Annotated in this window: 21 protein-coding genes and 1 tRNA gene; 9 read left to right on the top strand and 13 right to left on the bottom strand. The window is 57.8% G+C overall.

Going from position 1 to position 24,764, the window contains the following annotated elements:
- Positions 1–322 precede the first annotated feature (322 nt).
- Positions 323–1,099 (top strand): hypothetical protein, encoded by a 777-nt coding sequence (locus GXX82_05055; GenBank protein NLT22396.1) that lies wholly within the window; start codon positions 323–325, stop codon positions 1,097–1,099.
- A 73-nt stretch (positions 1,100–1,172) separates the two neighbouring features.
- On the opposite strand, the gene GXX82_05050 is transcribed toward GXX82_05055, so the two are convergent.
- The 5 genes from GXX82_05050 to GXX82_05030 form a co-directional block, all read right to left on the bottom strand.
- A complete protein-coding gene (locus GXX82_05050) occupies positions 1,173–2,204 on the bottom strand; it encodes a DUF4325 domain-containing protein (GenBank protein ID NLT22395.1) in 1,032 nt (343 codons plus the stop codon).
- Positions 2,205–2,290: 86 nt separating this feature from the next.
- Positions 2,291–3,574 carry a hypothetical protein gene (locus GXX82_05045; protein ID NLT22394.1) on the bottom strand — a complete coding sequence of 428 codons (1,284 nt, stop codon included), beginning with the start codon at positions 3,572–3,574 and terminating at the stop codon, positions 2,291–2,293.
- Positions 3,571–4,392, bottom strand: coding sequence for an outer membrane lipoprotein-sorting protein (locus GXX82_05040; GenBank protein NLT22393.1), 822 nt, complete (start codon positions 4,390–4,392; stop codon positions 3,571–3,573). Before GXX82_05040 ends, GXX82_05045 begins: the two co-directional genes overlap by 4 nt.
- 283 nt (positions 4,393–4,675) lie before the next feature.
- Positions 4,676–7,336 (bottom strand): MMPL family transporter, encoded by a 2,661-nt coding sequence (locus GXX82_05035; protein ID NLT22392.1) that lies wholly within the window; start codon positions 7,334–7,336, stop codon positions 4,676–4,678.
- A gap of 54 nt (positions 7,337–7,390) precedes the next feature.
- A complete protein-coding gene (locus GXX82_05030; GenBank protein ID NLT22391.1) occupies positions 7,391–7,867 on the bottom strand; it encodes a MarR family transcriptional regulator in 477 nt (158 codons plus the stop codon).
- Between the two features lie 242 nt (positions 7,868–8,109).
- Between GXX82_05030 and GXX82_05025 the strand changes: the two genes are divergently transcribed.
- The 4 genes from GXX82_05025 (at position 8,110) to GXX82_05010 (ending at position 11,349) form a co-directional block, all read left to right on the top strand.
- Positions 8,110–9,027, top strand: coding sequence for a hypothetical protein (locus GXX82_05025; protein NLT22390.1), 918 nt, complete (start codon positions 8,110–8,112; stop codon positions 9,025–9,027).
- 45 nt (positions 9,028–9,072) lie between these two features.
- Positions 9,073–9,636, top strand: a complete 564-nt coding sequence (locus tag GXX82_05020; protein NLT22389.1) for an isochorismatase family protein — start codon at positions 9,073–9,075, stop codon at positions 9,634–9,636.
- Between the two features lie 112 nt (positions 9,637–9,748).
- Positions 9,749–10,132: a PAS domain S-box protein gene (locus GXX82_05015; protein ID NLT22388.1), complete on the top strand. Its 384-nt coding sequence runs from the start codon at positions 9,749–9,751 to the stop codon at positions 10,130–10,132.
- On the top strand, positions 10,108–11,349 hold the full coding sequence (locus GXX82_05010; GenBank protein ID NLT22387.1) for a PAS domain S-box protein: 1,242 nt from the start codon (positions 10,108–10,110) through the stop codon (positions 11,347–11,349). Before GXX82_05015 ends, GXX82_05010 begins: the two co-directional genes overlap by 25 nt.
- 30 nt (positions 11,350–11,379) lie before the next feature.
- Here GXX82_05010 and GXX82_05005 read toward each other — a convergent pair whose 3' ends face one another.
- From GXX82_05005 to galT, 7 genes are all read right to left on the bottom strand, one after another.
- Positions 11,380–12,579, bottom strand: a complete 1,200-nt coding sequence (locus GXX82_05005) for a hypothetical protein (protein NLT22386.1) — start codon at positions 12,577–12,579, stop codon at positions 11,380–11,382.
- Between the two features lie 117 nt (positions 12,580–12,696).
- Positions 12,697–14,844 (bottom strand): PAS domain S-box protein, encoded by a 2,148-nt coding sequence (locus GXX82_05000; GenBank protein ID NLT22385.1) that lies wholly within the window; start codon positions 14,842–14,844, stop codon positions 12,697–12,699.
- Between the two features lie 94 nt (positions 14,845–14,938).
- Positions 14,939–15,013: transfer RNA gene (locus tag GXX82_04995), tRNA-Ala, on the bottom strand.
- Positions 15,014–15,107: 94 nt separating this feature from the next.
- Complete coding sequence (locus tag GXX82_04990; protein NLT22384.1) at positions 15,108–15,467, bottom strand: response regulator; 360 nt, start codon at positions 15,465–15,467, stop codon at positions 15,108–15,110.
- On the bottom strand, positions 15,464–17,197 hold the full coding sequence (locus GXX82_04985) for a hypothetical protein (protein ID NLT22383.1): 1,734 nt from the start codon (positions 17,195–17,197) through the stop codon (positions 15,464–15,466). Before GXX82_04985 ends, GXX82_04990 begins: the two co-directional genes overlap by 4 nt.
- A complete protein-coding gene (gene glgA, locus GXX82_04980) occupies positions 17,172–18,641 on the bottom strand; it encodes a glycogen synthase GlgA (GenBank protein ID NLT22382.1) in 1,470 nt (489 codons plus the stop codon). The genes GXX82_04985 and glgA overlap by 26 nt, the downstream gene beginning before the upstream one ends.
- 8 nt (positions 18,642–18,649) lie before the next feature.
- The gene (gene galT, locus GXX82_04975) at positions 18,650–19,651 is read right to left on the bottom strand and encodes a galactose-1-phosphate uridylyltransferase (protein ID NLT22381.1); all 1,002 of its coding nucleotides are present in this window, start codon (positions 19,649–19,651) and stop codon (positions 18,650–18,652) included.
- Between the two features lie 60 nt (positions 19,652–19,711).
- On the opposite strand from galT, the gene GXX82_04970 reads away from it, so the two are divergent.
- Together GXX82_04970 and GXX82_04965 are read left to right on the top strand one after the other, a co-directional pair.
- Complete coding sequence (locus GXX82_04970) at positions 19,712–20,398, top strand: rhomboid family intramembrane serine protease (protein ID NLT22380.1); 687 nt, start codon at positions 19,712–19,714, stop codon at positions 20,396–20,398.
- Entirely contained in the window at positions 20,395–21,714 is a 1,320-nt protein-coding gene (locus GXX82_04965) for a radical SAM protein (GenBank protein ID NLT22379.1), read from the top strand. Before GXX82_04970 ends, GXX82_04965 begins: the two co-directional genes overlap by 4 nt.
- Before the next feature lie 479 nt (positions 21,715–22,193).
- On the opposite strand, the gene GXX82_04960 is transcribed toward GXX82_04965, so the two are convergent.
- Complete coding sequence (locus tag GXX82_04960; protein NLT22378.1) at positions 22,194–22,676, bottom strand: PilZ domain-containing protein; 483 nt, start codon at positions 22,674–22,676, stop codon at positions 22,194–22,196.
- Positions 22,677–23,108: 432 nt separating this feature from the next.
- On the opposite strand from GXX82_04960, the gene galE reads away from it, so the two are divergent.
- Positions 23,109–24,092 carry a UDP-glucose 4-epimerase GalE gene (gene galE / locus GXX82_04955; GenBank protein ID NLT22377.1) on the top strand — a complete coding sequence of 328 codons (984 nt, stop codon included), beginning with the start codon at positions 23,109–23,111 and terminating at the stop codon, positions 24,090–24,092.
- A 10-nt stretch (positions 24,093–24,102) separates the two neighbouring features.
- Positions 24,103–24,669, top strand: coding sequence for a DUF218 domain-containing protein (locus GXX82_04950; GenBank protein NLT22376.1), 567 nt, complete (start codon positions 24,103–24,105; stop codon positions 24,667–24,669).
- Positions 24,670–24,764: the final 95 nt, after the last annotated feature.

Raw genomic sequence — 24,764 nt, 5'->3', positions numbered from 1 at the left:
TCATAGGTCCTATAAGTCCTATATGTCCCATAGGTCCTATAACCATCCTCCAGACCCCTATACTACCTTACTCCCTTAAGACTCCCATCCCCTCCCCATAACTCCCACCTGAAAAGAATCCTTTTCTCTGCGTCCTCTGCGGGCTTGAGCGAAGCGGGCGAGAGGCAGATGTTCGAGCTTTCCCTCCCCAATCCCACCGGACCAGTCACCGGCCGAAGGGGCACTGCTTCCTTTTTTTGTTTGCTATCCCTGCCTACTTTGGTAGTATGTTGGTACATCTCGGAAGGCTTGAGTGTGCATCTGACACAAATCGGAGGGTTGCATGAAGAAGGTGTGGGTTACTGCGCTGGTCAGGGACGAGGAGAAGATCGGGAAACTCATGGGGTCGCTCAAGCAGTACGGGCTTGCCGCCGACGGCCACTTCTGGGTGGATGACCTGAAACACATGGCATGGCAGGCTCCGGCGGAGGAGCTTGTCAAGACCGACGTGGCACTCTGGATCGTTGTCGGCAGCGCCGCTGACGTGAAGACGTCTTCCGTTGGTTTCGGCCTTTCGCTGCTTGCCATGAAGGTCTTCGCCGAGAAAGGTCAGGGATTTCCTGTCATATTCGCGTCTGTCGGTGATGTTCCCGCCGATTTTGACCCTCCGACGCTCCTGAAGGGCGCGGAGATCATACCCCTTTCGAGCGCCTCGCTGGGCGTGAAGGCCGTCTCTTTCGCGAATACTCCCCTTAAGAAGGTCGAAAAGGAATACAACCTCAATGTCCACGGCCTGCCCGGTGTCGGGCTGTGGCTCGAGGCGGGGCCTGCCGGTTCCTTTGAGTGGCAGGGTGCCATGTTCGGCGTCCACGGCGGCGAGATCGACTTTCACGGAGTGGGCCCCGCGAACGGCGTGCCAGAACGGGCCGTCCTCGAATATGCCCAGAAGGGCCTCAAGATCCAGCTTGGGGACGACGAGTTCACAGCGTGGGCCGTCCAGAACCGCCTCGACCCCGGCACGTCCTACTACGTCCGCGTCCAGGGGACCCCGGACAAGCTCCTTTTCGGCCCCTACGCCCAAACGGAGGAGGCGGAAGTACACGTGGTAAAGATGGTTTAAGCCCCTTGGTCCGAAACGCCAGAGACAAGCCTTCTTCTTTTAACGTTCGAGCCGTTGAAACGGCTCAAGCGGCTCAAGCGGTCTTTCTCCGCACCCCGTCGATCATGTCCTGAACCTCCTTGCTCGTCCTCACCTCCCGGATCTCCACCTCGGGGTGTTCCGAGGGGTAGACGCGGAAGATCTCGTCGGCGAAGGCCTGGCCTATCGATTCCACCCTGTTGAAATCGATGAGAGCGACCTTGAACTGGTCGACCCTTTCAAGGAGGCGCTTTGCCTCCGAGCGGGAGACGAGTTTTTCTGTTCCGTGGTGCGCCAGGTGCGCGAAAACGACGGTGGTGGAAAAACCGGGGGATGTCTGTGATGAAAATTTCTCGTAAATGTCCCTCATCTGGCGCGATGTGTCGTTCTTGAGTGTCATTGTCACCAGGGTGCCCGGGCCTTCCTGCTGCTGGGTCTCTACCGTCCAGTCGTCGTCATCGCCGGAGGCATGGGTGAGCAGCACGCCCTTCGAGAGAATGCTGAAGGTGTCGAACATCCGGGCGGTGAAGAATATCCCATGACCGGGATGGGCGGCGGGATCGGTGGTGAGCTTCCCCTTGGTGATCTCGAGGATGGCATGACGCTCGTCGATGAGATCCATGTGAGACAGGACCTTGTCGAAAATGCCGACTCCCCGGTCCCATATGGTCATCTTCGTCGAGAGGGCCGTTCTCCTTAGCTGCACGAAGGCGCTTTCGCTGCCCGAGTGGGCGGCGACGTTGTTGAAGATCTCCGTGAACCCGTACCGCCACATGTCGAGGGCGTTCTCCGGGAGAGGACCGAGCATGTCCCGAATCTCCCCCCGCCAAACGATGTCTTCCGGAGTCCCGTCGGTGACGGGCAGTATCCTCTTGTGCTCTGCAACGGTGCACAGCTGGTATCTCCCCAGACTGGTCCGGGAGATCAGCTTCGCATTGACAAGGAATGTGAGGTGCTTGTGGACGGCCTGACGGCTGATGCCGAATTGCCCCGTCGCCCTCGAGACAACGTCTCTCGACCGGTCTTCCACGGTTTTCAGGATAAAAGCCCGGACCGACTCGCCTCTTTTCCTCGTTCTTCCCGCCATAGTGTAAACCTTAAGCCTATTTTAGAGTAAACCATATCGGGAAGATCAGTCAATACCAAAATCCTTCGCAGGAGCGAAAGCCCGGCTCAGAAACTGTACCGGAGGGCCGCATAGATGTTCGTGTTCTTCTCGAACTGCGCAAAGAATGTCGCAGGGTCTTCGCCGAAGAAGATGTTCGCCCCCAGTTCCAGCCGGATGTTGTCGGTGTACATGTAATGAATGTTCGGGCGCACGTAGGCGTCCCTGTCGCTCGGCGAATAATAGGCGGACAGGGACAGCCGCAGGTTCTGGTCCATCGCGAGCTGCGTCAACTGAAGGGTGATCACGTGCCTTAGCCGGTCCTTTCCCTCCGCTCCGGTCAGGCCCCTCTCATAGTCACCCCAGTCGAGCATTTGCTCCACGTAGTACTGGAGGCTCCCATTGAGATCGGGCCCGATCTCCTGTGCGTAACCCGCCAGGTACCTCACCTCGGAGTTCCTCACGAGGGGATCCTCTCCACGTGGGTCATCCACGGACCGGTAATAGGCGATCTCGATGTTCGCGATCCCCGGGCCGGTGCGGCCCCGAACGCTGAAACCGCAGGCATTGAGGCGGGGAAAGACCGGGGTGCCGGAGGGCGTCTGCCCCTCCGGTGTTTTCCAGTATCCCCGGTAGCCATAGAGTGCAAGCTCATAACCCTTCACGTTGCCGTAGAGTCGCAGCGCGATCTCGTCATCATCAAACCAGCGGTCGGGTTGCCGGGCGTGCACGATCGCGTCCCGGCCCCCAAGCCTTCCGAGCTGTCCGTTCCAATAGGAGACGTATTCGCCGGTGATGAACCGGTCCGGGTCGAACCGGGGGGTATAGACGAGGTCAAGGTTGGCCGTGTCCGTGAAAAAGCCCAGCTTGACGGCATCGGAGGGGGCTTTGAGGTATTCGGCGTCACGACCGATAAAGAAGGACCGCCAGTCCTTCGGGAAGAGATCGTTGAGAAAGACAAGGTCACCCGTTCCCCAGGTAAGCACCTGTCTTCCGACCTTGATGTCGAGGAAACCGGCCGGACGCGAGAACAACCAAAGCTCGCGGGTGTCGTGTCCGACTTCCTCCGTTATTCCGTCGGCCCACAGGTCTTCCTTGTATTTGAGGTCGAACCACTTGCCCGAGACGGGCAAATCCACCTGCAGGCGCGTCTCCATTATGGACATGTCCTCTTCGTGGGGGTCCCGGCCCGTGCGGCAACCGCCCCTCAGTTCATAATACCCGTGCACCTCTGCGGTAAATCCGTCGAGCAGACCCCCATGACCACGGTCGGCCTCGCAGATACCCGCCGCGGGAACCAGTAGTGCCGCGGCAAGGCAAAGAAAGAGCCAGGAGGAACTGTGGGCCTTCACCTCATGGCTTCCTTTGGCGGCCTTCTCAGGTACCGCTCGGTGAAAATCTGGTCCGTGAGCCCGATGTTGTACCTGACGCCGGAAAGGGTCATCTCCGTCTTGCCGCCAGTATCGAGGTTCCTCGCGACGGATCGCGTCACCGTCGGGTAGAGGACCTTCCGGCCGTTTTCCAGGGCCTCGACCCCCTCGATCTTCAGCACCTCTATCACCCGGTAGAGCCTGTCCGGCTTCTTGAAGAATTCCATCTTCACGGGGATACAGGTTTTTTTGTCGATGTGGGCAAGATAGTACGCGAACTCCACGGCGCCCGGTTCTTTCGGGACATTCTTCAGGACATAGTGGTTCTCCGTCGTCCCCGTCAATTCGTGGGTATCTTCAAGGGGGCTCCTGCCGGAAATGTCTTCGTAAAGGTAGTCGGACCCCACGAAACTCGTGCGTTTGTCCCCGGCAGCAATGCGTTTTACCAGGTCGAGACCGGGCATGTAGAGCCAGCGGTCGTCGTCTTTGGCCGTATCGGCGTACTTGTGCACCATGAAGCTCATTTTCCGCACATCCGCGGGTTCATTGAAATAGACGTAGTATCTCTGGTCCCCGTCACCTGTACCGGCATCTCTCCGCAGTATGTTGAACTCTCTTTTTCGCGTCCGTCCCTGCCTGTCCGTGATGACCATGGAGACCGCGCCCTTCATGTCCGCGCCCTGGTAGAGGGCCATGTGGTTTGCTCTCCTGACCATCTCATCGGTCGCGGGCGTCCGGGACGTTTCACCGGAGAAGGCCGGGGCCGCGAGCGCTCCAAGTATCACTATTGTTATTGCCATGATCTTTCCTGGTGACATGCTTTCCTCCTTGTTCACATCTCTGTCAGTCCTCGTGCAGGCACCGGTCCATCCGCGAAAACACCTGCCCTTCCCGCGTCAGTGCCTCATGCCTTCAATGATTGCGCCGATCGTAACTCCCTTCTCCCTTGCCGCCTCGCTCACCGGCAGGTCGTCGGACCGTTGAAGAGGACAACGCTGGTCACGACGACGGCCGCTCCCGACAACAGGAGCGTCAGGGAGACGATCCGGCGCAGGGAAATCCTTGCTCTTTTGCCTTCCTTTTTCATTCGGCACCCCTTTCATGAGGTCCCGTTCCCTTCTTTTTCATGCAATTCTTCCCGAAGAAGCGTTCTTCGAAGACCGTCAGCACCGCCGGGAGGCAGGAAAGCGTTACAAGGCCGGAAAAAAAGAGGATCCCGAACAACAGCACCGCGGTCGTCTTGTAGGGAACCAGCTCGGCGACCATGAGGGGCAAAAACCCCAGGGCAACGACGAACACGTTCCTGCTGATCGCCAGCGCGGGCTCGCCGAACACCCTGGGAACCGCGAGTGACCAGGAGCCCGTTTCACGAAAGATCTGGCGGCTGCGCTGCAGGAAATGGATCGAGAAATCGACGGCTATTCCGAGGGATATCGCGCTCAGCACCGCGACAGGCATATCGTAATCCTTTCCGGCGATACCCGTTGCCCCGTAGACCGCCGCAATGGTGAGTGTCAGGGGGATCATGCATGCCGCGGCCCAGGAAAAGGAACGGAAAAGAATGATCATGAGAATAAAGACAATGATGAAAGAGCCTATGAAGGATCCCAGCATCCCGGTGAACATCCTGTCCTGGAACACGAGGTTGACGTAGTGCAGCCCCGCCCAGCGGTGGGACAGTTCGACGGGAGGCTTGACGCGCTTCATGTAGGCGTCAACGGCGTCTACGGCCTTCGCGGTCTGCGTGCTGTCACCGCGGGCGAACTGCACCCAGACATTGGCACGCATGAAATCCGGCGTGACCATGTGCCACAGGTCACCGGGGCGGTGGCCCTGCTGGAACTGCATGTAGCATTCCGAAACACCCCGCAGAGAACCGGGGACGCGGAAGTTCTCCCCTTTTCCGTCAACCATTTCCTGATTGACCTTGCGGATGACATCGGCGACCGACGTGGTCTTGCCGACGAGACCCGCGCCCGTAAGATGGGACTGAAGTCCAATGAGGTATTCCAGGACCTCCGGCCTCTTGAATGTCCTCAGCTTTTCGCGTTCGATGCCGAGAAAGCCGGCCAACTCCTGAAAGAGGAAAAGATCTCCGTCGGACGCGGTCTTTGACCGCTTCTCGATGTAGCTCATCACGGAGTCAAGAAGACCCTCGAGGCTGGGGGCCTTTTGAACGGATTCCCGGAGTTTCGATCTCAATTCTCCCACTATCCTCGCCGCGGCTCCCCGGTGACCGTCGATCTTTGCCGCGAATGCCGACATCTCCCCGTCGATCCTGTCGATATCCTGCTGCGTCGGTCTTCCGCTATTGTTCCCTTCAAGCACCAGGTAGGCCATATAAGTGCCCCCGAAATGTCTGTTCAGCGCGCTGTCCGCCTTGCGGATCGGATGGTTCGTGGTGAAGCGTTTGGCGTAGTTGTCGTTCACGGTGATCTGCGAAATACCCCACACCGCCACGGCGATAACGATCACCATCATGCCCAGCACGGGTTTCGCGTGCCTGTGGGTGAACCGTCCCATCGCCTGCAACAGTCGGGCGAGCCATGCCTGACCTTCCGTTTTCCCGGCGGATTGGCCGAAGCGCATGAGCGTTCTCTCGGGGATCATCATCACGTACGCGGGCACGAGGAAGATGGTGACAACCCAGGCGATCATCACTCCCGCCGCGACGAAGATGCCGAAGACCCTCGCCGGAGGGATGGAGGTCGTAACAAGGGAGAGAAATCCCGCCGCGGTGGTCAGCGATGTGTACAGCATGGGAGCGAAAAGGGACCGCATTACCTCCCTGATCGTTTGGAGACGCCCTTTTTCCTTCCTGTAGGACTCAAAGAAGTCCGACAGGATATGGACCGTGTCGCATATTGCTATGGGCATCAGGAAGATCGGCAGCATGGAACTGAGTATGTGAACGGGAAAACCGAAAGCGATCATCAGCCCCATCGCGGAGATGACGGAAACCGTCGCGACCATCAGGGGCAGTATGACGAGCGACCACTTCCGGAAAAAGAACAGCAAGAGCCCGAGAATGACCACCATCGTGAGAGGGGCGGCAACGGTCATCTGCCTGAACATTTCCACCCCGATGGCGCTCTCGGCCACCGGCAGCCCGGCGACATGGTACTCCTCGCTTCCGCCCATCCCCGCAATCTTTCTGTTCAATTCCTCATAGACGCGGTAGCTCAGCAGTTTGTCCGTCAAAGGCAGGTATATGCACAGGGCTTTGCCGTCTTCGGAGATCATCTGACCTTTCAGCAGCGGGTTTGACAGGGCCTTGTCGCGAATCGCACAGGCTTCCTCCCTGGTCTCGGGGGGACGAGCCATCAACCATTCGAATCGTATCGAACCCGGGCCGTTCTGCGCCATGTGGTCCACAAGGGAGGGCGCCACCATGTCCACCTCAATGACGCCCGACGAGCGCCCCTTGTCGTCCCAACGAAGGGTCTTCGCGTACTCGGTAAGCTCGTAGATGCGTTTCAGGGTGGAGGGGTTGAACACTCCGTCAGGGTCGTGTTCGTTGACGACGCCGAGAACGATGGTCTCGCTGAGGCCGAACTCCGCCTTGCTTTCATTGTGGAAGACCCTGACGGGTTCGCTCTTCTCCAGCATGTTCTCGGGGTCCGTGTCGATCATGACCGATGGCAGGAAGGCCCCGGTGATGATGGTGAAAAGGGCAACCGCAAGGGCGACCAGTTTGTAGCGTTTGGTGGAGAGATCGATCAGGGAATCTCTGAGTTTCGACATATCATGACCTCGTTCGTTAGTTAAGTGGCTTAACTATTAGTCCAAAATTTTTTGCTATTCCTCTGGCGACCGGGAAAGGCGCTCGTCCATTACGGCGCCGATCGACTCGAGCATGACCGATATCGTCGCTATCTGGGACAGAGAAAAGGTGCTCAGGCGCGCTATGAGGTCCGTTAGGTCCTTGCCATGGAACGTTTCGTGTGCTCTAAACGCGCGCCATCCCAATTCCGTCAGGGATAACGAAAACTCCTTGCCGCTGTGGAGAGCTTGTTTTTTCTCGACAAAACCCTTTCCTGTCAGTTTTGCCGCCATCTGCGACGCAGCGCTTTTCGTGATGCCGAAACGGTTTGCCAGGTTCGTGACATTCATCTCTCCGCGCTCGCCTATGGCCTGTATCACGTGCGCCTCCCTGGTGGTCACTTCGGTATCCCTGTCAACAGCAATGGGCAATTGCTCGATACGGGAGTATTTCCCGGCAACCTGCAGGAGCTGTGCTATGGCCGTCCTGATGAGCTCTTCTTTCGACTCCATGACCATTATAGTACAGTAGCTTAACCATACTGTCAAGACAATTTTAGGCAGGCGGCCGTGGGGGAGGGCATCCCCGGAGTCGACGGCTTGCGGGTCGACAGAGCTAACCTATTGATATCGCGCGTTATTTCGTGCCCCGCCAGTTTGAATCTTCCCGCGGTCCGGGAAAAGTGGTACACTGCATGCTAAGCAAAGGACAAAGGCGGGAATCCCCCGCTTCGATACAGTAAGGAGGCAAAATCGTGTACATGCACAGATGTTGTGTTTTCGTTTTTCTCTTTCTCGTTGGTTCCTGTTTGCTCTGCGGGTGTTCTTCCCGCTCATCCGATAAGGAGGAAGCCATTGAAAAGACGGGCGAGCCTCAAACCGCCGAGGTTTTGAGGGATGAAAACAAACCTGGCTGCACCATCGCTCCCGGAACGAGTCGTTCCTTCCGCCTCAGCGGTCCTCTCCCGTTCTTTCACAGTACCGATACTTCCCCGACCCTGGCGGTGGAATTCGGTCTTGCCGGCAACTCCTGGAAGGAAAACGGTCTCGGGGTTACCATCGACAGCAGCGAGATATCCCAGGAAAGCGCCAACGTATGGACCTACAAATCCGAGATCCATGACCGTAAGACCGGTGACGTCCGCATCCAGAACCGGCCCCTCGATCTCGCCGGCAATCCGGCCTCTTTCACGTATGAGATAGCCGCGCCGGGTCAGGCCTTTGGAGGCGACATCCTGGTGCAGGACGGCAAGGCCCATCAGTTTATTGAGCAGGGGAATATGCCGTTGTCCGAGGTCAAAAAGGTGTGGAAGATCGACGAGAGACTTGCCGAGGTCAAAGAGAAGCTCAAAATAGCCAGGGAATTCGACGAATCACTCATTGAGACCCGGCCCTTTGCCTTTTACCGCTTCGCCGTCGACTTCACCGTGACGGTCCCCGATCAGGACAAGCTCGCGGAGATCGACAAGGCGTCGCGCTCCGACGAGGTCGACCTGTTGTTCCATCCGAGGAAGGTGGTGTTCAAGAACAGCGGAGCGTCCCGTGAATGGACCATGGAAGAGTCCTTTAACAGGCGCCCGGTGGTCCTGTCCCTGTCACGCAAGCCCGGCGGCGGTTACAAAGATGTCGTCATCAAGACCTTTTCTGCCGGTTGTGAGTTGACCTGTGAATGAGCCGCGCGGCCTGAAAGGCCTGCGATCGTTTCAATGGAGGGGCAAATGACGAAAGACAAGGTTGCGGCGCGTCGTGGTCTCGTTGACAGGAAAGACTGTGTCCTCGTGGTCATCGACGCGCAGGAAAAACTGATGGCTGCCATGCACGATAGGGAGAATGTCACCGCAAACATGGTGAGACTGGCGCGCTTTTGCGGCATATGCGGCATTCCCTCCCTGTTCACGGAGCAAAGGAAACTCGGTCCGACGGTGCCGGAGGTGCGTTCCCTGGTCAACGGTTTCAGCGCGGTGGAAAAGGTCCATTTCAACTGCTTCCTGAACGGTGAGTTCCGCGACGAAGTGGAGAGGCTCGGCCGAAAGACCCTCATCATCGCCGGGGCCGAGGCCCACATATGCGTGGCGCAGACCGCCATTTGCGCCCCGCCTCACCTCAGTGTCCATATCGTCGCCGATGCCGTGTCGTCGAGATCGCCCGACAACAGGTCGATCGCTATCGAAAGGATGCGCGAGGCCGGCGCCGTCATCACCTCCACGGAAATGTTCATCTACGAGATACTCCGCGAGGCCGGTACCGACGAGTTCAAGGCCGTCCTGCCCCTCGTGAAGTGATTTTTCTAAACCTTCCCGCAGATTCGTGCGATAATTCACTGAAGCGACAGGTTTTCGGGCGGTCTCTCGATGTCCACGAAAGGGAGCCCGTTTCACCTGAGACGGAGGCACAATGAAGGACCCAGCGAAGACCACGGAAGGTTTGTCCGCGGCAAAGGGAAAGGCGCAGGGGGAACGGGACAACGGCGGATATGCGCCCGAATTCCGGGACCTCTACCACTCCTTCTTTGAGTTCGCTCCCGACCCCATGGGAGTGACCGAGCCCGACACCGGTGTTGTCCTCGATGCCAACAAGGCCTTTGAAGCGTGGTCCGGCTACTCCCGCGAAGAGCTTCTGGGGAAGAACACTGTCGAACTCGGTTTCTGGGTACACGAGGAAGACAGGCAGGCGATCATACACAGGCTCTACGAGACGCAATGTGTCGAGGGTGTGGAAATCGACTGGAAAACAGGGGGGGCCAGGCGAAGAACGTGCTCTTCTCCGCGAAGCTTATAGACACGAACCACGGCAAGCTGGTCCTTTTCATCGGCAGGGATATCACCGAACGCAAGAGGATGGAACAGGTGCTCAGGGAATCCGAGCGCAGGCTCTCGGACATCATCGAGTTCCTTCCCGATGCCACCTTTGTCATCGACAGGGAAGGGACGGTGATCGCCTGGAACCGCGCCATGGAAGAGATGAGCGGGGTGAGCAAGAAGGACATGATCGGAAAGTCGGACCATGCCTATGCCGTCCCCTTTTACGGATGGCGCAGGAAGCTTCTCATAGACATGGTCGGAGAGACCGACGAGAACGCTGATTCCAAGTACATATACGTGAAGAGAAGCGGCCACACGATCTACGCCGAGGCCTTCACCCAAGCCCTCTATGATGGCAAGGGCGCCTGTCTGTGGGGAACGGCGACGGCCCTTCTCGACGAGCACGGCAACAGGGTCGGCGCGATAGAGTCCATCCGGGACATAACGGACCACAGTCTGACCGAAGAAAGGCTCAGGTCGTCCTACGAGGAGCTGCGCAGGCTCTCCGCCCACATCGAGGAGGTCAGGGAGAACGAGCGGGCCGCCATCGCCCGGGAACTGCACGACGTCCTGGGCCAGATCCTCGCGGTCATAAACATGGACCTCAACTGGCTCAACAAGAAGATACCCGTGCACGAAAGGGGGCTGCTCGGTAAGGTCGCGTCCGCCCTTACCCTCGTCAAGCAGGCAACGAGGACTATTCAAAGGGTGTCATCGGGCTTAAGACCCGTCGTCCTCGATGATTTCGGCCTTGCCGCCGCCATCGACCATGCCTTGAAGGAATTCCGTGACCAGACCGGCTTAACGACGAGCCTCGTTATCGACGGCCCGGTGACGGACATCGATAAGGACCGAAGCATAGCGCTCTACAGGATATTCCAGGAGGCCCTGACAAACGTGATGCGCCATGCCGGGGCGACACGCGTGGAGATCTCTCTGCAGGCCGGGGAAGACAACGTCCAGCTGATGGTGAGGGACAACGGCCGCGGCATCTCGAAAAAGCAGATCTCCGACAGGAACTCCCTGGGCATACTTGGCATGCGTGAACGCGTCTCTTTCATCGGCGGAAGGATCGAGATCTTCGGGTCCGGCAGCGCCGGCACCTGCATAACCGTCGATCTCCCGCTGAAAGGAAAGGAACGGGACGGAAATGACGGGCGGAATAAGGGGTCGCATAACACACCAACCCCATAACCCATCACCTGGAACCCATCACCTAAAGCTTTATTGTTGTTTGACGTAGACGAGGTCGGTAGAGGAAAAACTGCCGCCCTTGTTGGTCTTGGCCCAGCTCGCGTCAACGCCGAAGAGCTCCACGACCTCCAGCTCCCCCTTGTAGGCGCCTTTCTTTCTGCCGAGAGGCTGCTTCGTCCTGGGATCGATGACCTCTTCGCCAGGGGCATAGACCTCGAGGACCTTGCCCTTTTCCAGGCCGGACAGCCGTCCCGCGTTGATGTAGACCTTCGCACCGTCAACGGAGGCAACGCGCGAATGCCAATCGATGGAGAGAACGGTCTTCAGGACGTCTTCCGCGATCATTTCGATCGCGAGGTCGATCGCCTTGATCTTCGCCTTTTCGGTGCTGAGGTCTCCCTTTTCCCGGGACAGGGAGATGGGGTTCCTGCCGGAAAGCTGCTTCATCGTCTTGCCTGTCTCCGTGTTGAAGACATCGATCGCAAGCTTCGACATGGCAAAGGATGTTTCCTTTTCATCCTTGCCTTCTATCCTCGATGAACTCGTATAGACATCGGAAAGGGTGGTCTTCAGGACCGCCTGAACACCGAAATCGTCGTTCATCTTCTTCGCGTTGGCGGTATCGAAGTATGACCCTCTGACATTCAGCGAATTGGGGTCGACGCATATGACCGTCCCCGTGCTCTCGAGGCGTGATATGAGACGCTTGGTGGCCAGCTCCCCCAGGCCTTCCGATCTGTAGTTGGTGTTGTCCGTCACGGGAAGCACCACGATCCGCCTCTTCATCTTGGGCGACGGGTACTCGAAGGAAATGAGGCCCTGCATGTATCCCAAACCTACGGGGATGTATCCCATCTGCGTCGGGTAGGCCATCTGGGGATTGATGCCTTTCTTCTTCAGCTCCTCTTCCAGTTTCGCGATCCTTCTCTCCAGCTCGTCCCGCTCCTTCTTGCTGGGACCGCTGCCGCCGATACCGAAGGAAAGCGCCTCGCCGATACCCGGTGCGTACTGGTCCTTCCGGACCCAGACGTAGGGCGGCTCGTAGGGGGTCAACATGTACTTGCGGTTCCGGGTGTAGATGTATTCGACGCCGTCGATGACCTTGATGTCGCCCAGCTCGGGTTCCTTGACCTCCTCCGGTTCACCCCGCGCAGGCTTTTTCTGGGTGGCCGAATCGGTCTTCTTCGCGGTCTTGGCGGGATCCTCGTCTTTCTTTTTACCCCAGGGCATGTAACTGCAGGAAGCGAGAACGATTACCAGTAAAAGAATTACAATTTTTCGCATCGTGTGATTATAAATAGGTAGCGAAGAAAAGTCAAATTTTTAAATGTTGAGCTTTGTGAACCCTTATATCTCGCCTCTGAAGAGAGGGAGGGAGAAGAAGAAAGTGCTTCCCCTGCCGGGGGTGCTCTCTACGCGGATGGACCCCCCGTGAGCCTCTACGACGGACTTCACGATGAAGAGGCCCAGCCCGCTTCCCTCTTCCCCTCTTCCCAGGCTTCCGCGGCGGTATTTCTCGAAAATGAAGGGAAGCTCTTCGGCTGGTATCCCGACACCCCTGTCCTCAACAAAGGTCACGAGAGCGGCGTCGTCCAAGCGGGTCCCTATCCTGACCTCCGAGCCCTCGGGCGAGAATTTGATGGCGTTGACGACAAGGTTCGTGATGACCCTTTCGATGTGGTCCCTGTCGGCAAGAACGAGGGTATGGGGGGCCGCGCCATCGGTGAAAACGACCCTGGGCCCATACACTTTGACGATACCGCGTATGATCTCGCCCATGTCGACGGGCCCGATCTCGAGGTCGAGGCCTCCCGACTCGATCCTGGACACGTTCAGGTAGTTCTCCACAAGGTGGTGGATCTTCGATATGTTGTCGGCGATACCGAGCAGCCGCTCCCTGACGGCACCTTCGAGAGGGCCGTACTTCCCCTCAAGGATCCTGCCGAGGAAACCCGAAACGGGAACGAGAAAGGACCGTATGTCGTGGTTTATAGCCGAGACGAAATCCGCCTTCACCTCCTCTATCCTCTTCTCCCTCGATATGTCCTGAATGAGCAGGATGCGGCCCTGGGGCGCATTCTCCAGGGACCAGGGCGAAACAAGGACCTTGAGATACAGAGGCTCGGCGGAACCCTCCCGCGGAATTACAAGCTCCTGCAGGGCGGTGTGGTCGTCGCCGGAGATATCGAGTGACGGGAAGAGGTTCTTCCACGTGTCACCCAGGGCGGTCGCCGGGTCCGTTCCCGTGACGGCCGCCGCGGCCCTGTTGCAGTAAATGATGATGCCTTCGTGGTCCACGGCGACGACTCCCTTGTCCACCGTTTCCAGGATAGACAGGAAACGCATCCGGTCCTGCCGGATGGTGGCGCTCTTGTCCTCGAGCTCGGCGTTGATCGCCCCTATCTTCGCCATGTTATCACGTATGGTCTTCTCCCTCTCGGAGATGGAGTCAAGCATCCTGTTGATGGACGACGCGATAAGAGCGAACTCGCGCGTCGTCACTTTCGTTCTGTCAATGCGGGACAGTGTGTCTCCTTCCTCGATCCTTCCGCAGATGGCGAGGATGCTCCGGAGGGAGGGGTCGATGCCCCGCGTGATCGCGAAGGTTATGACGATAACCGCCGACGTTGCGAGAACGGATATCATAACAAAGACGAAGAGAAGGCGCTTCTTGAAGGGCAGAAAGATGTTCTCGCTCACCGCGATGCCATAGGCCCACTTCTCCGACCCCTCTTCGTTGTACGGCGATGGTTTGTAGATCGTATAATAGCGGGACTTTCCGATGATGGTCCTGCCTATGTAGTTCCTGTTCGCCTCGTGAAGGGCGGACCTGATCTCATCGGGGAGGTCCTCAGTATCCATCCCGGTCAGGGAGAATATGGTACTGAACATCCTCTTATCGTCCCTGAAGAGCGAGATATAGACCGGCTCCCCGCGCTTGCGGGAGAGGAGATCGCTCAAGTTCCTGACGAGGGAACTGCCATTGTCGAGGATGACGAGCTCCGAGAGGACCACTTTAAGATCCTCGAGGGGCATGGAGAGGAAGAGGGCGGGCCGCACCCCGTCTCTCGTGTCGATGGCTATGAAACCCCTGGCTGTCGCCCGGGAAGCGGCCGGCGGTATCGTGATGGGAAGGTCCATGCGCCGGCTCCGCAGGGTGACGATCGGCCTCATCCTGTTGTCCGCGAGGTGAAGAACATCGATGTTCTCGCGGTCGACCAGGTCCGCGAAGACCTCGCGGATCCTGTCCGTGTCCCTCCGCGAAACGGCCTCCCTCAAGGGTCGGTGCGTCGCCAACTGCCTCAGCCTGGTCTCCATCTGATAGAACTCGCGGTCAACGGAGAAGGAAAAGAGGTTGATGTCCGATGTGAGGCCGTTCTCCAGTTCATTCACGGCTATCCGTTCGATGGAGTGGATCCCCGAATAGGTGGTGACGACGGAAAGAAGAACCACGAGGGCGACGAAAAAGAGGAGTATCTTGGTGTAGAGGCTCATGGGAGAGGACAGGTCGTGGGTGAGAGGTTATGGGTGATGGGAAAAAAACCCAAGCGCGGCGGTGCCGCCCGGAAAGGCCCGACATCTTGTGGAATGGTGGAGGTGACGGGGATTGAACCCGTGGCCCCCTCGTTGCGAACGAGGTGCTCTCCCGCTGAGCTACACCCCCAGGTAGCCATAATCATAGTTCATATTACCCCTCATATCAAGGGTTTTGTGGTGACGGCCGCGGGCGGGCCGCGATGGGCTTCGGCTCGAGAGGCTCACCGGCTCAGTATTTCCCTGATCGTCTCTTTGAGTTCCCGCGTGTCCGCCGACTTGACGACGTATCCGTCGGAAACCCAGCTCGACAGGTCCTGCTTGAACTCACCGTAGGCCGAGCAGAGGATGACGGGCTGGTCCTTGTTGATGTTCTTAATGGCATTCAGTGTCTGTATCCCGTCCATAACGGGCATTTTGATGTCCAGGACCACCACATCGAAGGGTACGCCCTTGAGCTTCTCCAGGGCCTCCATACCATTGGACGCGGTTTCCACCTCGTAATCCTCTTCCTCCAGTTCCTCCTTGAATAGAAGCCTGATATTCTCCTCGTCGTCTACGACGAGCACCCGTACTCTTTTCATGCGAACTCCTCTTGCAGCATGTTATTTTTCATAGGGAGATAGACGACGAAGGTCACTCCCTTTCCAGCCACGTTCTCCACCTCTATGTGCCCCTTGTGGTTCGTCACGATCTTGTTGGAAATGGCAAGACCAAGGCCGGTGCCGCGCTCCTTCGTCGTGAAGAAGGGGTTGAATATGTTGTCGATGATGGCAGGATCGATGCCGCCTCCGGTATCCGTTATCGAAATGGCGACGAAGGGCTGTTCGTCGTACATGACCTTGCGGGTCTTCGCGGTTATGGTGCCGGTGCCGCGCATGGCCTCGAAGGCGTTCATGAGAAGATTGATGAACACCTGCTTGAGCTGCTGGCTGTCGCAGGGGACGGGTTCCAGCGCGCCGTCGAAATCCTTGACGATGGAGACCGATTCCCAGGCGGGGTCGGAAGAGACGATGTAGAGGATGTCCTCGAGGAAGTCCTGGAGCCTGCAGAGTTCTTCGTAGGGCTGGTTCTCCTTGACGTAATGGAGGATCTCGTTGAGGATGGTCTCGAGGCGTGTGACCTCGTTGAGGATAATATCGATATACCGGTTCTCCGTGTGGTCGTTCTGCATCTTCTTCGCCAGCCGCTTGGTGAAGCCGCCGATGATGACAAGAGGGTTCTTGATCTCGTGGGCGATGTTGGCCGTCATTTCCCCGAGGCTGCGGAACTTCTCCTGTTCGATGAGCCTTTTCTGTGCGTCCGTCAACTCCCGCACCACGTTCCTCAGGCGCGTGTTGAGCAGGGTGTTCTCGAGTCCGCTCGATATGTAGTTCGATATGGTGTTGATGATGTACTGCCCGTTCTCCTCGATACCGTGCTGGTCGGACTTCTCGCCGCAGAGGGTGATGGTGCCCAGGACGCGGTTCTTTGAAAGGATGGGGGCTGAATAGAGCGAGAAGGGCGGAGGGTTGTCGATTTGCTCCGCCGAACCGTTTCTCAGTGAAACGGGGCGCAAAAGCTTGATGGCCGATCTCTCCAGCTGGTCCACGTAATCCTTCGCGGCGGGGTCTATCATGCCATAGGTAAAGCGCTGTGTCTCCAGCTTGAGAAGGGGGTATTCGAGCTTGACGGACACAAAGGATGCGGAGAGCGACTTCGCGATGATGAGCGCTATGCTTTTCAAGAGCTCGTAGGGCCCCACATTGGATGTCAGCATCTTGCCCAGTTCGGACAGCATCGCCAGCTCGCTGATGCGCTTCTTCGACGAAAGGATAAGCTCGAAGGCCCTGAGGATACCGCCGAGCTCGCGGGATATGACGGAAAGGAGAACCTTCTCCTGGTCCTGCAGCGAATCGCGCATGACGGAACACAGGACGATAACGCCAAAAAGGTAGCTGTCGTCGGACAGGGGAAGGAAGGAAAAGGTCCGGAACCTTTCCAGGTGATCGTCCAGTTCGGGATAGAAAAGGCAGCCGAACCTCGGGGAGATGTCCTTGAAGGTAAAGAACTGGGGAGACCGTCTTTGCGCCACGCTGCCGACTATCCCTTCGCCGATATGGCACCGGTAGCGGTTCAATATTTTGAAAAGCGCGCTCTTCTGATTGGCGTAGCGGCAGGTCAGCCTCTTGTCCTTGTCGAAGGTATAGACAATGGCCTCGTCGAAGCCGAGGTCCTGGGCAATGATGTTGAGGATCGCATTGATCCGCGCCGTCAGCTCGAGGTTCGAGTGCGAGATCTCGATTATCTTACCGATCAGTTCCGCTTGATTCATGCTTCGCAATTGCTTTCCTGTAAAGTTCGACGTACTCGCGGGCCGATTTTTCCCAGGAAAAGTCTTCCTTCATACAGCGGGTGACGAGGTCCTCCCAGGCCTTCCTTTCCCTGTAAAGGGAAAGCGCCCTGCCGATGGTGTCGAGCATCGCCTCTTTGGTGTATTCGTAGAACTTGAAGCCCGTTCCGATCTCGGGATAGCTCGTATAGTCGATGATCGTATCCTCCAGCCCGCCCACACCCCTGACGACAGGGACAGTGCCGTACTTCAGGCTGTAAAGCTGGTTGAGACCGCATGGTTCGTACCGGGAAGGCATGAGGAACATGTCCGCCCCCGCCTCCATGAGGTGTGCCAGCTTGTTGTCGTAGGCTATCTTTATCGAGAAAGCCCGGGGGAACTTCTTTGCGAGGGCCGTGAAGAGGTCGTGGTATTTCCGCTCCCCCGTGCCGAGGATGATATACTGCACACCCAGGCCGTGCATCTCTTCCAGGGACTCGGAGATGAGGTCAAAGCCTTTCTGGTCGGCGAGCCGTGAGATGGTCGCCAGAAGCGGGACGTTCGGGTTTGAGGGCAGGTCGAAGGCCTGCTGAAGGGCCTTCTTGCACACGGCCTTGTTCGCCCGGTCCTCGATGGTGTACCGTCCCGGCAGAGATTTGTCCGTCCCGGGGTTCCAGTCCCCGTAATCGATGCCGTTTACTATCCCGTGGAGGTCGTCCTGCCGCTTCATCAGGATACCGTCGAGGCCGCATCCAAATTCCGGCGTCTGGATCTCCCTGCTGTACTGCTTGCTCACGGTGTTCAGGATGTCGGAGAAGATGATGCCGCCCTTGAGAAAGTTGATGTGGCCGAAGAACTCCAGGGATTCCGGCGTGAAATATTCCCAGCCTATGTTGAGCAGGTGCATGTCGTAGTGCCAGAATATTCCCTGGTAGCCGAGATTGTGAATGGTGAGGAGAGTGGCCACGCCACTTAAGTCGGGGTCATTCTGGTAGATCGTCTTGAGGAAGACAGGGGACAGGGCCGTCTCCCAGTCGTTGCAGTGGAGGACATCGGGGACGAACCCCGTCGCCTTGATCGTCTCCAGGATGCTTTTGGCAAAGAAGATGTAGCGTTCGGCGTTATCGAGGTAGTCGCCGTCCGGGGTACTGTACAGGTAGTCACGGTAATAGTACTCGTCCTTTTCGACAAGGTAGGCCTTTATGCCTTCGTACTCGCTCTCGACGACCTCCGCATCGACGAAGGACTGCGACACCTGGCACGATATTCTGTGGTTGGAGTATTTCATGGGGAAGCCGAGGTCCTCTATGCCTTTGTGCTTGGGGAGAATGACCCTGACATCGACCCCCAGGCTCCTCAAGGCCTTCGGAAGGGCCCCCGTGACATCGGCCAGGCCGCCTGTCTTCACAAAAGGAAATATCTCGGGAGAAGCGATCAGTATCTTCATTGCACCCCCTATGTCTCTGTTTCTCTCAGGTACGTCGTGGCTTCCTCGGGCGGCGTGGGATTGATGTAGAACCCTGTCCCCCATTCGAAGCCGGCCATTTTCGTGAGGCGCGGGATGATCTCTATGTGCCAGTGATAATGCCCGATGCCGACGTTCGCGGCGGGGGCCGTGTGGATTATATAATTGTAAGGCGGATTGTTGAGCACCTTGACATATTTCCTGAGGATCGTTGAAAGGACCTCGGCCAGCGAATAGTAATTGTCTGCCGGGTCCTCCTCGGAAAAGACCGGGTTGTGCCTTTTTGGAAGGATCCACGTCTCAAAGGGAAAGCGCGAGGCGTAAGGCGATATCGCGATGTACCGTTCGTTTTCGCATACGATGCGTTTGTTCTCTTCCTTCTCCTGGGCTATGATGTCGCAGAAGATGCATCGTTCCTTGTACTTGTGATAGGCGAGGCCCCCGCCGATCTCCTCCGATACCCGCCTCGGGACGATGGGCAGGGCGATGAGCTGGGAATGGGCATGGTCGAGGGATGCCCCCGCCACGGACCCGCTGTTCTTGAAAACCATTATATACTTGAAACGGGTGTCCCTTATGAGGTCCCGCATCCGCTCGCGATATGCTATGAAGACACCCTGAACCCTGTCCACGGGCATGTCCGAAAGGGTCTCCCCGTGATTTGGTGTCTCGACGATCACCTCGTGGGCACCGATGCCGTTTATCTTGTCATAGATGCCGATCCCCTCCCGGTCGAGGTTGCCCTCTATCCTCAAGGCGGGGAACTTGTTGGGGACCACTCTCAGCGACCAATCGGGAGACCCCGGTGTCGAGCCCGGCGGACGGACGACATAGACCTCCGGCGGCGTCATGTTCTCATTCCCCGGACAAAGGGGACAGACCGCCGCCTTCGTCGCTGGCGCCTCCTCCGCAAAAAAGACGGGCCGCTTGCCCCTCTCCGTGGAAATGATCACCCACCTGTCAATGATGGGATCTTTTCTCAGTTCAGGCATACTCTGCTCCCCGTCTTCGTTTTTTGACATGGCTGTTGTTGCGTGATAAGAAAGAGTTCAGTGATACCGCTGAAGGACAATATCCCAACCCGCACCTTTCCCATTATAACAACGGGCCTGATCTTTGTAAATATCATTGTTTTCCTGTGGCAGCATCTGGCGCTCCACGCGCCCGCCGGCGCGATGCTCTACACCTATTACGGTCTCGTGCCGAGGGAGTTCGTTGCAGCCGTTGCGGCACGGCATGACCTCCTGCCTTACAACATCATGACCGTCTTCACATCGATGTTCCTTCACGGCGGTTTCCTCCACATCATCGGCAACATGCTCTACCTGTGGATCTTCGGGAACAACATCGAGGACAGGCTGGGACACATGGGGTATCTCCTGTTCTATCTCCTTTCCGGGGTGTGTGCGGCGGCCTTTCAGATACTCTACGACCCTTCGTCGGAGGTCCCGATGATAGGGGCCAGCGGGGCGGTCTCCGGCATACTCGGGGCCTATCTCCTCGTTTATCCCCACGCCCGGATAAAAACCCTTCTCATCATAGTCATCTTCATCAAGGTGGTCGACATACCGGCCATTGTGCTTCTAACGGTCTGGTTCTTCATGCAGTTCCTCTACTCCAATGTCGACGGTATCGCCTGGTACGCCCATGTGGGCGGCTTCATTTTCGGCCTTCTCTTCGCCCTTCTCTTCCTTGTCGGCAGGAAAGGCCGCAAGCCTGTCAGGGCGGCCGGACCATGAGAGTCCCGAGGGTCCTTGCCATCAATCCGTATATCTATGACTTTGCCGCCTACAATTTCTGGTCGAGTCCTCTCGGCCTCCTTTACATTGCGGGTATCCTGAGACACAACGGGTTCCACGTCGACCTTGTCGACTGCATGTCCGTGAGGGAGGAGAAACGCAAGTCCGACGGGCGCGCGCCTTTCATCAAGCACAGGGTGCCGAAACCGGACGCCCTCAGGGGCGTCCGGAAGACCCTCCGAAGGTACGGGATGCCGCCCGGGGAGCTGTCGGAGCTTCTCGAAGGTATGGACCCACCCGACATCATCCTCGTCACCTCCATCATGACATACTGGTACGTGGGGGCCATGGAGGTCGTCGATCTCGCCCGCCGGGTCTATCCCCGTTCGAAGATAGCCGTCGGCGGCATATACCCCGCACTGTGCCGCGAGCAGGCCCGTGCGGCCTTCGCCACGGCGGACCTCGTCGTTTCTTCCGGGGAGATGGGCCGCTTCTATGGGTTCGTCGAGGCCGGGGCGGGGCGGAAGCTCACGTTCACGCCCTTCATGGACGACCTCGACGTCCTTCCTTATCCGGCCCATGACCTTTCCCGGGACATACCTTTCGTTCCCCTGCTGACATCGCTGGGGTGCCCGTTCAGCTGCACGTACTGCGCCACGTCCTACATGTACCCCGCAATGACGCGGCGCGGGGTCGATTCCACCGTGAACGAGGTGCTCCACTGGCATGAAAGGGGTGTCCGCCGTTTCGTCATCTATGATGACAGCTTTCTCTACGGGAGCAGGCAACACGCGAAGCCCCTTCTTGAGAAGATCGCCTCCCTGCCCTTCCCGGTGGACATATACAACCCCAATGCCCTCAATGCGGCCTTCATAGACGACGAGGTCGCCGCGCTCCTCGCCCGCGCCGGTTTTCGAGAGGTGCGCATCGGCCTCGAATCAGTCGACCGCGACAGGCAGGCTAACACCGGCGGGAAGGTGACAGGCGCATCCTTCGAAAGGGCCGTGGCCTCCCTCAGGCGGGCGGGATACGGCCGGGAGCAGGTCAGGGCCTATATCCTGGCCGGCCTCCCGGGCCAGCACTGGCAGGAGATACGGCAGGCCATCGATTACGTAAAGGCCCTCGATGTCACACCCTCCATCGCCGAATACACACCCATACCCCACACACCGCTCTTCGAAAGATTCAAGGATGCCGCGAGGTTCCCGGTTGCCGACGACGCCGTCTACCAGAACAACGCCATCTTCCCCTACGCCTGGGAAGGCTTCACGGAAGAGAATCTCAATTATTTGAAGAGATACGCAAAAGAGGGGTAATTGGGTGATAGGTCATGGGTTATGGGAAGGACTCGCAGAAAGATGTCCCTATTACCCCTAACCCACTGCTGTCCAAAATAATCCATTTCCCGGAATACCCTCCTTATAGAACAAGGGATAAGGACAGGTAGATCCTCCGTTCCGGATGAGGTTGATCTCCTCTTTCATGAGATCAGAAGGGGGGATAATGACCAATGACCAAATTCCAATGACCAAATAAACAGACAATAACCAATAATCGAAAATGATGCAAACGGTCCGTTCTGTTTGTTTGTTCAATTGGTTATTGGTGAATTGGTCATTATCTTTTTCATTGGTCATTGGAATTTGGTCAATTGGTCATTTCTGTTTCACTGGATTGCTCCGGAGAGTCGGCGTGTCCGTTGCCGCAGATCTACTTTTGACAGCACTGGGTGATAGTTCATGGGAGAAGCGGGTTCTTCCCTATCGCCTATGACCTATGACCCATTACCCGTTTTCTAGGACAGATATTTGTGCAGCTTCTGGTAGCTCAGGAAGTCGCCGTCTATGAAGTCCGCTCCGAGCTCTTTCGTGGCTTCCTCGCCTTCGGCCACCCTCTTTATGGTACAGCGCATCTTCACCGGGGTCTTCTCGTTGGGAATAGTGAAGATCGTGTCGAACTCGCCCTCGCTGACCGCGTCATAGTCGTGGGGGATGGATATCTTCAGCCCTCCCAGCGAGACATCGATGACGATGCCCGTCTGCAGCGTTGACTCCTTCGCGTCTCGCTTGTAGACAAAGGCCGGCAGCGACACCTCTTTGCGGGCGTAACGCCTGCGCTCTTTCTTGGATCCCTTCAGTTCAACCTTGTCCTTGACCTGCGAGTGGAGCATGTTCTCTATGATGGACGAAAGCGATCGCCTTTCGACCTCCGCTATCTTTTCCAGTGTCTGCTTCAACTCCTCGTTGGTCCGAAAGCATATCGTTACGTCTTTCTTCATTACCGTCCCCCTTACACTGCGCCGCCTGACCTAGATCCTTGCCGGCACTTTGCGATACATCAGTATAACATAACACGGGGCTATTGAAAAGCTGAACTTCACTCTCGAGAAGCTCGCAGTACCTTGTCCGGCGCGGAAAAGGCGGCATTCCGCAGGCAGGGATCAAAGTGCCCTTCCCGTTCTCCCGATAGGTCCGCTGCCGGCCGACCAGTGAAAGGATTACTTATGGCGGACGATTGTGGTACAATAATGATCGTATCGAGACCGGGCACATATCAGGAGGAGAACGCGCTTCCAGGGAGGCATTCTCCATTCGGGCCCGGGAGACCCGAAAGCGGTAACGACCGGTCGGGTGACTCCCGTGCCGGGGCGGTTCTCCGGCCGTGCCGACAGGGTTCGGGGGTGGCGGCAGATTCCGGAAGGGAGGGAACAATGAAGGTCTTTGTCACGGGTGGGGCCGGCTATATCGGTAGCCACGTTGTAAAGCTTCTTGGGGAACAGGGCCACAACGTTCTCGTCTACGACAATCTTTCCACGGGTCACGATTGGGCCGTGCTGGCGGGGCGCCTCGTCAAGGGCGACCTTTCCGACAGACAGCTTCTCACGGATACGCTCAGGGAATACGCACCCGATGCCGTCATGCATTTCGCCGCGTCTATCCAGGTGGAGGAGTCCGTCCGGGAGCCTCTCGTGTATTATCGCAACAACGTCATCAACAGCATCAATCTTCTTGAGGCGCTCACCGAGCTTGAGATCGGGTACTTGATCTATTCCTCGACGGCGGCCACATACGGGGCGCCGCGGACAAGTCCTGTCGATGAGGACACGCCCCTTTCCCCCATAAACCCCTACGGCACGACGAAGGTCATGGTGGAGACAGTGCTTCGGGACCTGGCAGCGAAGGGAGACCTTCGCTACATCGCGCTGCGTTATTTCAACGTTGCCGGCGCCGACCGGGAGGCGCGGATAGGACAGGCCTACCGGGAGGCGACGCACCTCATCACGCGGGCCCTCAAGACGGCGAAGGGGGAACAGGAAAAGCTCCTCGTCTTCGGCACGGATTACCCGACCCCCGACGGCACCTGCGTGAGGGACTATATCCATGTCGAGGACCTCGCGGCCGCGCACCTTCTGGCGCTCATGTACCTGAGGGAAAAGGGCGCCTCCGATGTGATGAACTGCGGATACGGCCATGGGTTCTCCGTCCTCGATGTTGTCCGGGCGGCAAAGGCCGTCACAGGGGTGGATTTCCCCGTGGAACTGGCGGGACGCAGACCCGGCGACCCGCCGGAACTTGTGGCCGACAGCTCGAAGCTCAAAAGGCTGACGGGGTGGTCGCCGCTTTACGATGATCTCGCCTACATCATCGAAACCGCATGGAAATGGGAAAGGAAGAGGTCGGCTACGGAGGATTGAAGGATCGCGGATGAGGACCTTTGCGGCGGCTCTTGCCGTCATTCTCGCTTTCGCCGGCCTGGTGGTCTACGCGCCCAATTATCTTTTCTATGCCGATCCTCCCCGGAAGGCGGATGCCGTTGTCCTGTTCCTCGGCAACGAGTACAAAGAGCGCAGGGCCGAGGCGGTTAAGCTCATGGCTGAAGGGTATGCCGCCCACCTCGTGATCCCCGCGTACGGCCGCGTGGCTGAGGCCGGCAAACACGGTGAGGCGTCGCGCAACGTCGTCCCTTCGCGCCCTTCCCATTACCCCGTGGTATATGAAGACACTCACATCGAGGTCATCGAGGCAAAGATGCTCATGGACAGGAACGGCCTCACCTCTGCCATATTCGTCAGTTCCCCCCACCACATGAGACGGATAAAGCTCATCACCGACAGGGTATTCACCGGCGGCGCCTACCAGACCACCTTCGTGCCGACGCGTTTCGAGAAGCGAAAAGAGGGGTTCTGGTTCCTTCACGAGTCGGAAATAAAGAAGGTCACGAGCGAGTACGGCAAGATCCTCTGGTTCTTCCTGTACAGGTGGATGAAGTAAGGGACGGTCGCAGGTCGCAGGTCGCAGGTCGCAGGTCGCAGGTCGCAGGTCGCAGGTCGCAGGTCGCAGGTCGCAGGTCGCAGGTCGCAGGTCGC

The organism is Syntrophorhabdus sp., assembly GCA_012719415.1.
Taxonomy (GTDB): domain Bacteria; phylum Desulfobacterota; class Syntrophorhabdia; order Syntrophorhabdales; family Syntrophorhabdaceae; genus Delta-02.
The sequence above is the reverse complement of the archived record's forward strand: the minus strand, read 5'-3'. Positions and strand labels throughout refer to the sequence as shown.

Coding starts and splice junctions, on each gene's coding strand:
- GXX82_05055 (NLT22396.1), top strand. CDS start 323: ATGAAGAAGGTGTGGGTTACTGCGCTGGTCAGGGACGAGGAGAAGATC.
- GXX82_05050 (NLT22395.1), bottom strand. CDS start 2,204: ATGGCGGGAAGAACGAGGAAAAGAGGCGAGTCGGTCCGGGCTTTTATC.
- GXX82_05040 (NLT22393.1), bottom strand. CDS start 4,392: ATGGCAATAACAATAGTGATACTTGGAGCGCTCGCGGCCCCGGCCTTC.
- GXX82_05035 (NLT22392.1), bottom strand. CDS start 7,336: ATGTCGAAACTCAGAGATTCCCTGATCGATCTCTCCACCAAACGCTAC.
- GXX82_05030 (NLT22391.1), bottom strand. CDS start 7,867: ATGGAGTCGAAAGAAGAGCTCATCAGGACGGCCATAGCACAGCTCCTG.
- GXX82_05020 (NLT22389.1), top strand. CDS start 9,073: ATGACGAAAGACAAGGTTGCGGCGCGTCGTGGTCTCGTTGACAGGAAA.
- GXX82_05015 (NLT22388.1), top strand. CDS start 9,749: ATGAAGGACCCAGCGAAGACCACGGAAGGTTTGTCCGCGGCAAAGGGA.
- GXX82_05005 (NLT22386.1), bottom strand. CDS start 12,579: ATGCCCTGGGGTAAAAAGAAAGACGAGGATCCCGCCAAGACCGCGAAG.
- GXX82_05000 (NLT22385.1), bottom strand. CDS start 14,844: ATGAGCCTCTACACCAAGATACTCCTCTTTTTCGTCGCCCTCGTGGTT.
- GXX82_04990 (NLT22384.1), bottom strand. CDS start 15,467: ATGAAAAGAGTACGGGTGCTCGTCGTAGACGACGAGGAGAATATCAGG.
- GXX82_04985 (NLT22383.1), bottom strand. CDS start 17,197: ATGAATCAAGCGGAACTGATCGGTAAGATAATCGAGATCTCGCACTCG.
- glgA (NLT22382.1), bottom strand. CDS start 18,641: ATGAAGATACTGATCGCTTCTCCCGAGATATTTCCTTTTGTGAAGACA.
- galT (NLT22381.1), bottom strand. CDS start 19,651: ATGCCTGAACTGAGAAAAGATCCCATCATTGACAGGTGGGTGATCATT.
- GXX82_04965 (NLT22379.1), top strand. CDS start 20,395: ATGAGAGTCCCGAGGGTCCTTGCCATCAATCCGTATATCTATGACTTT.
- GXX82_04960 (NLT22378.1), bottom strand. CDS start 22,676: ATGAAGAAAGACGTAACGATATGCTTTCGGACCAACGAGGAGTTGAAG.
- galE (NLT22377.1), top strand. CDS start 23,109: ATGAAGGTCTTTGTCACGGGTGGGGCCGGCTATATCGGTAGCCACGTT.
- GXX82_04950 (NLT22376.1), top strand. CDS start 24,103: ATGAGGACCTTTGCGGCGGCTCTTGCCGTCATTCTCGCTTTCGCCGGC.